General features: G+C 75.3%; 11 protein-coding genes. 5 read left to right on the top strand and 6 right to left on the bottom strand.

Features of this window, described 5'->3' with window-relative positions; genetic code table 11:
• Positions 1-83: 83 nt before the first annotated feature.
• Complete coding sequence (locus E1298_RS36060; protein WP_207945043.1) at positions 84-842, bottom strand: TetR/AcrR family transcriptional regulator; 759 nt, start codon at positions 840-842, stop codon at positions 84-86.
• A gap of 93 nt (positions 843-935) precedes the next feature.
• Between E1298_RS36060 and E1298_RS36055 the strand changes: the two genes are divergently transcribed.
• On the top strand, positions 936-1,892 hold the full coding sequence (locus E1298_RS36055) for an ATP-binding cassette domain-containing protein (RefSeq protein WP_131901407.1): 957 nt from the start codon (positions 936-938) through the stop codon (positions 1,890-1,892).
• The gene (locus tag E1298_RS36050) at positions 1,889-2,704 is read left to right on the top strand and encodes an ABC transporter permease (protein ID WP_131901405.1); all 816 of its coding nucleotides are present in this window, start codon (positions 1,889-1,891) and stop codon (positions 2,702-2,704) included. Before E1298_RS36055 ends, E1298_RS36050 begins: the two co-directional genes overlap by 4 nt.
• On the opposite strand, the gene E1298_RS36045 is transcribed toward E1298_RS36050, so the two are convergent.
• From E1298_RS36045 to E1298_RS36035, 3 genes are all read right to left on the bottom strand, one after another.
• Positions 2,701-3,405, bottom strand: coding sequence for a hypothetical protein (locus E1298_RS36045; protein ID WP_131901403.1), 705 nt, complete (start codon positions 3,403-3,405; stop codon positions 2,701-2,703). The genes E1298_RS36050 and E1298_RS36045 overlap by 4 nt on opposite strands.
• Positions 3,406-3,730: 325 nt before the next feature.
• Positions 3,731-4,456 carry a zf-HC2 domain-containing protein gene (locus tag E1298_RS36040; protein ID WP_131901401.1) on the bottom strand — a complete coding sequence of 242 codons (726 nt, stop codon included), beginning with the start codon at positions 4,454-4,456 and terminating at the stop codon, positions 3,731-3,733.
• Positions 4,453-5,049, bottom strand: a complete 597-nt coding sequence (locus tag E1298_RS36035) for a sigma-70 family RNA polymerase sigma factor (RefSeq protein ID WP_243726019.1) — start codon at positions 5,047-5,049, stop codon at positions 4,453-4,455. The genes E1298_RS36040 and E1298_RS36035 overlap by 4 nt, the downstream gene beginning before the upstream one ends.
• 388 nt (positions 5,050-5,437) lie before the next feature.
• Between E1298_RS36035 and E1298_RS36030 the strand changes: the two genes are divergently transcribed.
• Positions 5,438-6,145 (top strand): hypothetical protein, encoded by a 708-nt coding sequence (locus E1298_RS36030; protein WP_207945042.1) that lies wholly within the window; start codon positions 5,438-5,440, stop codon positions 6,143-6,145.
• A gap of 75 nt (positions 6,146-6,220) precedes the next feature.
• Positions 6,221-6,655: a PPOX class F420-dependent oxidoreductase gene (locus E1298_RS36025; protein WP_424923191.1), complete on the top strand. Its 435-nt coding sequence runs from the start codon at positions 6,221-6,223 to the stop codon at positions 6,653-6,655.
• A 204-nt stretch (positions 6,656-6,859) separates the two neighbouring features.
• Here E1298_RS36025 and E1298_RS36020 read toward each other — a convergent pair whose 3' ends face one another.
• Complete coding sequence (locus tag E1298_RS36020) at positions 6,860-7,231, bottom strand: hypothetical protein (protein WP_131901399.1); 372 nt, start codon at positions 7,229-7,231, stop codon at positions 6,860-6,862.
• A complete protein-coding gene (locus E1298_RS36015; protein WP_131901397.1) occupies positions 7,231-8,265 on the bottom strand; it encodes a sigma-70 RNA polymerase sigma factor region 4 domain-containing protein in 1,035 nt (344 codons plus the stop codon). The genes E1298_RS36020 and E1298_RS36015 overlap by 1 nt, the downstream gene beginning before the upstream one ends.
• A 229-nt stretch (positions 8,266-8,494) precedes the next feature.
• Between E1298_RS36015 and E1298_RS36010 the strand changes: the two genes are divergently transcribed.
• The coding region (locus E1298_RS36010; protein ID WP_131901395.1) for an AAA family ATPase at positions 8,495-12,032 on the top strand (3,538 nt) is incomplete at its 3' end.

Genomic DNA, 12,032 nt, shown 5'->3' with positions numbered 1-12,032 from the left:
CCCCTGGCCCGAGGACCCCGCGCGGGCCGTCCCCACCAAGCGCCTCAACCCCCGCCGCTGACCGCGCGGCGGGCGGCGGGCGGTCAGCGGGAGGCGATCAGCACCTCGATGCCGTCCAGGACGCGCCGGAGGCCGAACTCGAAGGCGCGGCCGGGGGCGATCATGGCGTTGTACTCCTGGCCGGCGGCGGTGCCGACGCGCGAGCCGATGGGGTAGTCGGCGGGGTCCATGAGCTTTTCGAGCAGGGGGGCGGTGGCCCTCCACCACTGCTCGTCGGTCATGCCGCTGCGCCGTTCGGCCTCGACGGCGTTCACCGAGACGCGCGCGGCGCTCTCGGCGAAGCCGTTGACGAGCGCGACGACCGCGTCCATCTCCAGGTCGGTCAGGCCGACGCCCTCGACGGCGCGCAGCTCGTACTCGTACTTGGCGATCATGTTCGGGCCCATCGGCGGGCGGGCGGCGACGATCTGCAGCAGCCACGGGTGCCGGTGGTACAGCGCCCAGTTGTCGCGAGCGATGTGCTCCAGCCGGGGGCGCCACCCGCCGGGCACGCCGTCCGGAGGGGTGAGCTCGCCGAGCACGCGGTCGAGCATCACGTCGATCAGCTCGGCCTTGCCCGGGACATAGGTGTAGATCGACATGGTGGCCACGCCGAGGTCGTCGGCGATGCGGCGCATGGACAGCGCGTCCAGGCCCTCGGCGTCGGCCACCCCGATCGCCGTGCGGACGATGCCGTCCACGGTGAGGCGGGGCTTCGGGCCGCGCTTGGGCCGCTCCTGGACGCCCCACATCAGCTCCAGGCTGCGCCTGGGGTCGCCGCCCCCGCTGTACTCGGTCGTCACCGTCGCATCCTTCCAGGGATGAAACTCTGTACTGCGTACGTTATAGTCTCCACGATGGTTAATCCGTATTGCGTACGGAGTTTTAGGAGACCCATGAGCGAACCACTCTTCGCGGTCCTCGCCGAGGGGCTGCGCAAGCGCTACGGCGCCACCGAGGCGCTCGCCGGGCTGGACCTGCGGGTCCCCGCCGGCACCGTCCACGGGCTGCTCGGCCCGAACGGCGCGGGCAAGACCACCGCCGTCCGCGTCCTGACCACCCTGGCCAGGCCGGACGGCGGACGGGCGAGCGTCGCCGGGCACGACGTGGTGCGCGGCGCCGCCCGCGTGCGGACCCGCGTCGGGCTCGTCGGGCAGCACGCCGCCGTGGACGAGGTGCTCAGCGGGCGGCAGAACCTCGTCATGTTCGGCCGCCTCTACCACCTCGGCGCGCGCGCGGCCCGGCGGCGGGCGGAGGAGCTGCTGGAGCGGTTCGGGCTGGCAGAGGCGGCCGGCAGGCCCGCCGCGCAGTACTCCGGCGGCATGCGGCGCCGCCTCGACCTGGCCGCCGGGATGATCCTCGCGCCGCCCGTGCTGTTCCTGGACGAGCCGACCACCGGCCTCGACCCGCGCAGCCGCATCGAGGTGTGGGACGAGGTCCGCTCCCTGGTGGACGGCGGGACGACCGTCGTGCTCACCACCCAGTACCTGGAGGAGGCCGACCGGCTCGCCGACGGGATCTCGGTGATCGACCACGGCCGGGTCGTCGCCGAGGGCACCCCCGACCAGCTCAAGTCCCGCATCGGCGCCGACCGCGTCGAGGTCGTCCTGCGCGACCCGGGCGGGCTCGCGGACGCCGCCGCGATCGTGGCGCGGGCCGCCGGGGCCGAGGCCGACGTCGACGCCGAGGCCCTGCGGGTCGGCGCGCCTGTCGCCGACCGCGCCGCCGCCCTGACCGAAGCCGTCCGCGCGCTGGACGCCGCCGGCATCGCGGTCGCCGACATCGGGCTGCGCCGCCCCACGCTGGACGAGGTGTTCCTGCGCCTCACCGAGGACACGGAGGTCCCCGCATGATGACCCTGCCCGAGACCCCCGCCGGACGGCTCCGCTGGGTCGTCGCCGACACGCGGACCCTGACCGCCCGCGCCCTCGCCCACTGGGCCCGCCGCCCCGGCGAGGTGGTCGTCGGGCTGCTGTTCCCGGTGATGGTCGTGCTGATGATGGGCTACCTGTTCGGCGGGCAGATGGACGTGCCCGGCGGCGGGAACTACCGGTCGTTCATCATCCCCGGCATGTTCGCGATGACGATGGTCTTCGGCGTGGAGAACACCTTCACCGCGATCGCCGCGGACGCGTCCAAGGGCGTCACCGACCGGTTCCGCTCCATGCCGACCTCCCCGTCCGCCGTCATCGCCGGACGCGGCGCCGCCGACCTGCTGCACGCCCTCGCCGCGCTGGCCGTCATGGCCGCCTGCGGGCTGCTGATCGGCTGGCGGGCGCACGACGGCGCCGCCCGCGCCCTGGCCGGGCTCGGGCTCCTGCTGCTCCTGCGGTTCGCGCTGATCTGGCTGGGCGTCTACCTCGGCCTGATCGCCAAGGGCCCGGAGGCGGTGGTCGCCGTCCAGGTCCTGGTGTGGCCGATCGGGTTCCTGTCCAGCGCCCTGGTCGATCCGGGCACCATGCCCGGCTGGCTCGGCGCGATCGCCGAGTGGAACCCGATGTCGGCGACCGTCACCGCCTGCCGGGAGCTGTTCGGCGACCCGGGCGGGGCGGGCGGCTCGTGGCCGGCGCGGCACAGCGTCCTGATGGCGGTGGCGTGGCCGCTGCTGATCACGGCCGTGTTCTTCCCGCTCGCGGCCCGCCGCTACCGGACCATGGGCCGCTAGACCAGGAGGGACGCGCGGTGGCGGGCCAGGGCCAGCGCGGGGTAGCAGTCCTCGGGGAAGGGGCCCGCGCCGTCCAGGGCGGCGCGGAGCCTGGCCCCCACCGCCGCCGCGTTGTAAGGCTGGACGACGCACAGCTCGGCCTGCATCGCCCGCCGGGCCGCCGTCATCAGCGCCGGCACGTCCCCGACGACGACCACCTCGCCCGGGACGTCGCCGTACGCGAGCCGGACGGCCAGGGCGTGCAGGCCGGTGGTGCCCGACTCCTCGTACCGGAACTCGCAGACCAGGCGGTCCCCGTCCAGCGGCCCCTCCTGGATCAGCCACGCCTGGCCGGGGACGACCCGTCCCAGCGAGCCCTCCCACGCCGCCGCCGCAACGCCGCCGAGCGCACCGGCCGCCCGGCCCGCGGCCCTGCGGCCCTCCACCGGGCCGATCGCCGCGAGCGCGCGCAGGAACGCCCGCGCCCCCGGCGTCGCCGCGGCCCGCAGGCACGTGATCAGGTCGCCGAGCGCGGCGCGCCGTCCCTCGGCGTGCGGGGCGGCGGCCTCCAGGCTCCCGAGCCGCGCGGACGTCCACACCTCCGCCTGGAGCGGCCCGGGCAGCGAGGGCAGGGCCCCGGCCTCCCGCACGAAGGCGCCGTACACCTCGCGAAGGGCCGGCAGCGTCAGCGGGGGACGAGGAACAGGTCGAGTCGCGCTCACCAGCGCATGTTATGCAATCCCGGTCAAGCCGCTCGCCCGACCGGGTCCATCGGCGCCCGTTTCAACATGGCCGAACCGGCACGCGAGCGCGCGACCTGACCGGCGCATGAGGTCCTGGGCTCTATCAATCGAGCTCAGCTGTCGCGCGAGCGCGTTACCTGACCGGTGGGGCAAAGCCGAAGGCGAGCCCCACCGGGAAGATCGCGAAGCGATGCCGCGTCTCGCACAAGCCCGGTCAAGGCGCGAGCCGCCAGGCGAGTGCCTTGGGCCGGGGTTGAATAAGCACAGCCGCTAGGCGAGCGCCTTGGGCCGGGATTGCAATAGACTAGGCCGGGACGGTCAGGAGGGTGCGGCCGTCGCCGATCGTCCGGACCTCGAAGCGGCTGATGTCGCCGGGCCTGAGGGCGGTGCCGCCTTGGAGGGTCAGCGCGGGCGCGGTGGACCCGGGCAGCCCGTACCCCTTGGCGGGGACGGCCCATCCGGCGACCGTGTGCGCGCGGCCCGCCTGGTCGACGGCGACGAGGTGGCACTCCAGCGGGCCCTTGACCTTGCTCAGCCGCAGGCCGATCCGGCTGCCCCACGGCTTGGGCTCCACCGCCACCGTCCCGGACACGCCCGTGCCGACGTCATCGGCGGTCAGGCGCCGCCCGTCGCGGAACAGGGCGTCCACGCCGGTGGCGTCGGGCCGCGCGGGCGCCTCGCCGCGGTCCGCGCCCAGCGTGAACCCGGCGCCGAGCGCCCCGCCCAGCAGGACGGTCCCGGCGGCCAGGCCCGCGAGGGCCCGGGACGTGCGGTGCCGCCGCGCGCGGCGGCTCCGGTGGCGCAGCAGGTCCGCGACCACCTCGGGCTCGGGCGGCGTCGGCAGGGCGTCGGCCGGGTCGGCGATCGGCGCGATGCCGTCCAGGGTCGCCGCGACCCCGCGCAGCGCGCCCAGTTCCTCGTGGCAGGCGACGCAGGACGACAGGTGGCCCTCGAACGCCCGGCGGTCCGGCTCCTCCAGCAGGCCGAGGGCGTAGGCGCCGACGTCGATGTGCAGCAGTTCCGCGCTCATGGCGTCACGCCCCTTTCCTCCAGGGCGACGCGTAGCGCCCGGAGCGCGTAGTAGACCCGGGATTTGACCGTGCCGACGGGGATGCCGAGATGCTTGGCGGCCTCGTTGACGGAACGGTCCCGGAAGAAGGTCTCGTTGAGGATCTCGCGGTGCGCGGGGGACAGCGCGAGCAGGGCTTCGGAGACGACGACCGAGCGCAGGAGATCCTCCAATCCGTCGGGGACGCGCAGGTTCTCCAGCGGGCCCTCGCCCGCCTCCTGCGGCCGCGCGTTCTTGCGGCGCTGGTCGTCGATGACGATCCGGCGGGCGACCGTCGCGAGCCACGGCAGCAGCGAGGCCGCGTTCTCGTCGAGCTGGTGCGCGCTGCGCCATGCCCGGATCATGGTCTCCTGCACCACGTCCTCGGCCCAGTGCCGGTCGCCGCCGGTGAGCCGCAGCACGAACGACAGCAGCGGGCGCCCGTACACGCGGTACAGCTCGTTCACGATCACCTGGTCGTCCACGGCGCCCGGGTGCTCGCCGCGGAACCAGCTCCACGGCGAGGGCGGGTGTTCGCGGGAGGCCGGTGCTGCGGCCGGTGATCTGTGGGCCATCGGGGTCTCCGGGCTGTTGCGGGGGCGGGGACGAGAAGGCGCGGTGACCGTGAGCCAGGTGTCACGTTGGGAGGCAGTACGGTCGGGCGGCGCGGCGGGTTCAACGGGGCCTGGGAGATTCAGCGATGCGTCCGATTCGAGGGGGATAATCCAGTGCGTCCCTTACTTGTTCGCCAGGTGTCGCTAACCTCGGGCGCCCGGTGCTCCCACGCCGCGTCCAAGAGATGGCCGGCACCTCTCACGAGGCGCGTCGCACGACAGTGAGGAGACGACCCCGGGCGGCACCCACCACGGCGATCCTCCACCTGGCAACACTCACTCCATTGGTGGAGCGAATGAGGGCAACGGGCCCTGTTTGCTCGGAGGACGACCGAGGGGCGGATCGGGAGTGAACAGGAACGGGGAAGGGCAGCAGCTCGTCTACCGCCTGCTGCTGGCGGTGGACATCCAGGGATACAGCAAACGGGACACGCGCGAGCAGCTGCTCGCGCAGCGGCAGCTGTCGGAGGTGCTCGACGCCGCCGCGCGCGCGGCGGACCTCGACCGCGCGGGCTGGGACGAGCAGGCCGGCGGCGACGGCGAGCTCGCCACGCTGCCCGCGGGGGTCGATCCCGCGCCGGTGGCCGGCGACTTCGCGATCGGGCTGGCCGACGCTCTGCGGGAGACCAACCGCGGGATCGGCCAGGGCGACGGCGGTTTCCGCCTGCGGGTGCGGCTCGCGGCGCACCACGGCACGCTGACCCCGGGGCCTTTCGGGCCCGCCGGGGACGCGCCCATCGTCGTCCAGCGGCTGCTGGACTCCGCGCCCCTGCGGCGCCTGCTGGTGGACGACGCCGGACGCGACCTCGCCTACGTCGTCTCGGACAAGCTGTTCGAGGACGTGGTGCAGACCGGGTTCTGCGCGCTGCCGCCGGAGGCGTTCCAGGCCATCAAGGTGACCGCCAAAGGCGCGGTGTTCCGCGGCCACATCCTCACCGGCCGCGCCGCCCGGTCCGTCGGGGGAGGTGATGCGGCCGGGGGAGACCGGGACCGGCCGGACGGCCGGCCCGCCGCCGACGCCCAGGTCTTCGACTTCGCCGCGCTGGCCGCCCGCTAAGGGCCGCCCCCGGCGGGAAGCGATCGGGGCCCGCCGGGGTTGTGCCCTGGAAACCGACGACTCCAACGGAGGCGGATGATGGCGGACGACGCGGCGCTCGCGGCCCTGGTGGCCGGGCGCGACCTCGGGGTGCTGGCCACCCTCAAACGGGACGGGCGGCCCCAGCTGTCCAACGTCAACTACCACTTCGACGAAGGGCGCCGCCTCGTCCGGGTCTCGATCACCGCCGACCGGGCCAAGGGCCGCAACCTGCGCCGCGACCCGCGGGCGAGCCTGCACGTCAGCTCACCGGACGGCTGGTCCTGGGCGGTCGCCGAGGGCACCGCGGAGCTGTCGCCGGTCGCCGCCGCCCCGGGCGACGCCACCGTCGAGGAGCTCATCGCGGTGTACCGCGACATCCGCGGCGAAGAGCACCCCGACTGGGACGACTACCGCCGCGCGATGGTCGCCGACGGCCGCCAAGTGATCCGCCTCCACGTAGACCGCCTATACGGTCAAGCCCGCCCCTGATCCGCCCAGGCCGCCCCTGGCGTCCGGGGCTCTGGTTCGCGAACTGAGCTCAGCGGTCGCGCGAGCGCGCGCCCTGACCGGGGATGCGAAGCCGAAGGCGAGCATCCCCGGGAAGATCGCGAAGCGATTCGCGCTCGCACAAGCACGGTCAGGGGGTGAGCCGCTAGGCGAGCCCCCTGGGCCGGGGTTGAATAAACACAGCCGCTAGGCGAGCCCCCTGGGCCGGGATTGAATAAACCGAGTGTGGGTGGGGCCGCAGCCTAGGGAGGAGCGTTCGATCAGGAGTTCCGCTACCAGGACCTCCTCCAGCGCGTCGCGCTCGCCTGGGCGGGCCAGGCCCGCGTCCACGGCCGCGCCGACCCATGCGGAGACGCGGGTGCCGATCTGGGCGGCGGTGTGCTCCTCGGGGGCCGCGACGAGACGCACGATGTCGGCGGACGGTGCCGCGCCCGCCATCCGGTCCAGGGCGTCGGCGTCCACGTCCAGGCCCAGGGACCGGCACAGCCCGCTCAGCCGCCCGATCCGCTGGCGGAAGACCCGCGCCTGCCGTCCCCGCTCGCCGTCCGGGCCGCTCATCAGGCCCTCCACTGGTCCGCGTCCTGCTCGCGGGCGCGCCTGCGCACCCGCTCCACCACGCCCCGCACGGTCGTGACGGGCATCCCGAGGAACTCGGCGATCTGGACCTGCGTGTGCTCGTGCAGCATCAGTTCCATGATGAGGCGCTCGCGGGGCCGCAGGGTGCGCAGCCAGCGTTCGCGGACCACCGCGTCCAGCGCCAGCTCCGAGGTCGCGTCGGGCGGGCCCGGCGCCGGGACGTTCTCGGCGGCGGCGTCCAGGCTCGCGCTGCGGTCCAGGCGCTCGTTGTCCTCCCACTTGCGCCGCATCCCGTACCAGCGGGCGAAGACGTTCGGGAACTGCAGGACGCAGCAGCCGACGAAGTAGGTCTTCAGGGACGCCTCGCCGTCCGGGTCCCACTCGCCCCGGCGCAGCGCCCGATCGACGAAGACCCGCATGGCGCGCGCGGCCGTCTCGTCGGCGAGGCCCTGCATGTCGTCCTCGGTCCACGCGGGCGTCTCGGTGACCGGCAGCGGCCGCGGGCGGTGCGGCGGCGTCCGCGCGCACCGCCCGACGATCTCGCCGGTCCGCATCAGCATCATCAGGATCGCCCGCCCGTAGGCGCAGTACTCCGCCTCGAACAGCGCGAACGTCCGGCCGGAGAAGCCGCCCGCGCGCAGCGCCGCGACCAGCTCCCGGTCCGCCGCGCGCCGCGCCGGGCCGAGCGGGTCCGGGTCGGCGGCGCAGTCCCCGGCGGCCTTGGACGGACGGACGCGCGCCGCCGCGATCCGCGCCGGGATCAGGTCGGCGGGCTCCAGGCGGCCCTCCAGCCGCAGGACCTCGGCGTCGTCCAGCGGCGCGCCGGTCCCGCGAGGGGGCCCGGCCGCCGCCGCGCCCTCGTCGCCGCCCGTGTCCGGGCGGCCGTCCGCGTGGCCCTCGGCGGGGCCTTCCGCGCTCGGTTCGTCCTCGGGGCGGGTTCCCGCTCCGGTGTCGGTGCCGGGGGGACCGGCGGTGTCGCCGCCGTCCAGCCGGTCGTGGTCGTCGGGCCGAGGCATCGAACCTCCCGGGGTCTGTCGCCGGCCTCGTCCTGCCTTCAGATGTGCGGGGTGGGCACGACACCACGAGCCTTGCGGGAATTCCTCCCGCGAGATGAGTCGCAAGGCGCAACCCGGCCGTCCGGATCCGCGCGGAGAAGGCAGAAATGGCGTTCCCGGCGGCCCGGCATCTGTAGTCGGACGGACGGGGAGGATCGTGATCCCCACGGCGGGAGGTTGCCAGGTGGGCGTGACCCGGTTGCCGGAGCACCTGGAGGTGCTCCTCACCGACGAACCCGTGCTCGACGTGTACGCCGAGGGGCCCTGGAGGGTGCCCGCCGGCCTGTACGAGGAGATGCGCGAACGGGCGAACGCGCTCAACGGCGACCGGCGCGCGCTCGTCCTGACCCGGCAGCTCAGCGACTTCTACGGGCCCGGCACCAGCGTCGCCGGGGCCGAGCAGTGGTCGCTGCTGACCTTCCTGCTCGGCGCGTCGTCGGTCCGGGGCGGGTCGCGGGGCGACGTCGACTACGAGCTGCTGTCGGACTTCCTCGCCACCCCCGAGCCCGCCGTCCGCGACCCCGCCGCCTGGTTCACCCAGGGCGGCCGGTGGCGGCCGCCCGGCCTGTGGCTTCCCGAGCCCGCGGGCAACGACCCCGAGCGCCGTGCCGTCATGTACGAGCTGGCGCGCGCGTGTCTGGACGTCTTCGAAGGGCTGGAGCCGGTCGAACGGCGGCGGCGCGCGCTGGTCGGCCTCTACGAACGCCGGGTCGGCGACCCGTTCCTGCTGGAGCAGGACTTGGCCGTCCGGTACGACCAGCTTGAGGACGCGTGGGCGTCCGGCGTCCCGGAGGCGACCCTGGAGGCGCTGCCGGAGCTGGCCGGGCCCGTCGGATACCTGAGCTGGGCGTGCGCGGGGTTCACCGCCGCGCACGAGCGCCTCGCCGCGGCCGTCGACGACGGGCGCCCGCTGGACGGGGCGCTCGCGCGGCTGCTGCTGGCCGCCGGGGTCACCGCCGTCCCGGCCCAGCTGTCGGCCGCGGTCGGCGCCGCCGTCTACGAGAACCTCCAGGACCGGGTGCGCGCCGCCCGCGAGGGCTTCGAGATCGATGCCTGGCAGCAGCACCTGCGCGCGTGGCTGGCCCGGGGGCTGGTCGCGGGCGAGGCCGACGCCTGCCGCGCCTGGCTCGACATGGCCGCGCGGATCACCGGCGCGGTGCAGGGCCTGCCGGACGCGGCGACCAGCCCCGACTGCCACCTCCCGGTGCGCGGGTTCCAGCTCGACCTGCGGCGCATCTTCGACCGCCGCAGGGTCGCCAACCCCCTGGTGCGGCGCCTCGCCGCCGCCCCCGCGGCGGACCCGTCCGCGGCGGCCGTCCCGCCCGGCGGCGGGACGCAGGGAGGGGGGCCGGACGGGATCGGCGGGATCCTCGGGCCCGCTGCGCTGACCGACACCCTCCGCCGCGCGGTCGCCGACACCCGGCGCCCCGTCCGCCTGCTGATCTGCGGGCCCGAGGGATCCGGCCGCCGCACCAGCGCGGCCGCGCTGGAACGGGCCCTGACCGGCGACGGGCGGATCCGCGAGGCGCTGCGGGTCTCCGACCAGGTCTTCGCCAACCTCGCGGTGAGCGACGCCGTCCTGTGGATCCAGTCGCGGATCCGCGAGTGCGTCGAGGGCGGGCAGCTGCTCGTCGTCCGGTACCTGGACGCGATCCTGGGCTACGACGCGGCGGGCCCCGCGGTGGTGGAGGAGCTGCGGCGCGCCATGGCCGACCACCCCCGGCTCCACGTCGTCGCCCTGTGCCGGACGGACGGAGAGGAGCGCCTCCTGGCCGTCAACCCGGCGCTCGTCCACGAGATGCGCGTGGCCCGCACCGCGGACTTCGGGGTCCTCGACCACGCCGAGCTGTTCCGCCGCGCCGTCCAGGACGGCGGGGGACGGGTCGAGCGGCGGGTCGCCCGCGCCGCCGGGGCCTTGCTCGCCCGCACGCCCGCCCAGCTCAACATGCGCAACGCCCGCCTCGCCGGGCACCTGGCAGGGCTGTGCCTGATGCGCGCGCGGCTGCGCACGGGCGCCGGCGCCGACGTGGAGGTGACCGAGGCCGACCTGCCCGCGCGCCCGGCGCCGCCCGGCGCGGCCCTCGCCGACCCGCTCGCCGAGCTGTCGGCCTGCGTCGGCATCGCGCCGGTCAAGCGCGAGATCCGGGCGCTGGTCACCGAGGCGAAGGCGGCGCGGCTGCGGCAGGAGGCGGGCATGACCGCCCACACCCGGACCCGGCACCTGGTGTTCGCCGGCAACCCGGGGACGGGCAAGTCCACCGTCGCCGGCATCCTCGGCCGCCTGTACGCCGAGCTGGGCGTGCTGCCGTCCGGGCATCTGGTCCGCGTCGAGCGCGCCGACCTCACCGGCGTGTACCCGGGGGAGAGCGGGCACAGGGTCCGCCGCGTGTTCGAGCGGGCGCTCGGCGGCGTGCTGCTGATCGCCAACGCCCACCTGCTGGACCCGGCCGGGTCCGCGCGCGACGCCGAGGCGGCCGACGCGCTGGCCGCCGCGATCGAGTCCTGCCCGGACGACCTGGTCGTCGTGCTGTCCGGACCGGACGCGGCGCTGGCGGGCCTGCTCGGCGCCCGCCCCGACCTGGCCCGGCTGTTCCCCAAGACCGTCCGGTTCCCCGACATGAGCGAGGCCGAGCTGGTCACGGTGTTCGCCGCGCGGGCCGCCGACGGCGGGTTCCTGCTCCACGCGGGCGTCCTGGACCGCGTCCGCGAGCTGGTGGCGACCGGCCCGGCCGGGGGGCGGCTCGGCAACGCCCGGCTCATGGCGGGCCTGCTGGAGCGCACCGTGGCCCGGCAGGCGCGCCGCGTCATGACCGACAGCGACCTGGACGAGGACGAGTCGCTGGACCAGCTCGTCCCGGACGACGTGCCGGACGGCCTCGTCCCCGCCGACCGGGTCGAGCCGCTCGACGACCCGCTGGAGGAGATCGACCGGCTCATCGGCCTCGACACCGTCAAGCAGGAGGTGGGGCTGCTGGTCGCCGAGGCCAGGGCCGAGCGGCTGCGCCGCGACGCCGGCATCCCCGCCGGGCGCCCGACCCGCCACATGGCCTTCACCGGCAACCCCGGCACCGCGAAGACGACCATGGCGCGGCTCCTGGCGTCGGTCTACGCGCGGCTCGGGCTGCTGTCGTCCGGGCACCTGGTGGAGGTGACGCGCGCCGACCTGATCGCCGAGTTCGTCGGGCAGACCGCGCCCCGGGTGCGGGCGGCGGTGGAGCGCGCGCTCGGCGGCGTGCTGTTCGTGGACGAGGCGTACGCGCTCGCCGGCCCGCACGCCCCCGGCGCCGACTTCGGGCACGAGGCGGTCGCCGAGCTGCTGCGGCTGATGGAGGAGCACCGCGCGGACCTGGTGGTGATCGTCGCCGGCTACGAGAAGGAGATGGAGGACTTCCTGCGCTCCAACCCGGGCCTTTCGTCCCGGTTCCCCCGGGTGCTGCGGTTCCCCGACTACGAAGCCGGGGAGCTGGTGGCGATCTTCGCGGCGATGGCCGCCGGAGCCGGGTTCACCGTCGAGCCGGACGCGCTGGACACCGTCCGCCGCCTGCTGCCCCGCCTCGCCCGGGACGCGCGCTTCGGCAACGCCCGCGAGATGCGCAACCTCCTCGACCGGGCCGTCGCCGTCCAGGCACGCCGCATCACGGCGCCCGGCGCCCTGAACGGCTCCGCCGACGGCGACGAGGGGCGCGGTCTGCCCGACGAACTCGGCGATCAGGTCGGCGCGCGTCACC

This window comes from Actinomadura rubrisoli, assembly GCF_004349215.1.
GTDB lineage: Bacteria > Actinomycetota > Actinomycetes > Streptosporangiales > Streptosporangiaceae > Spirillospora > Spirillospora rubrisoli.
This window is presented reverse-complemented; position numbering and strand designations above follow the sequence as displayed.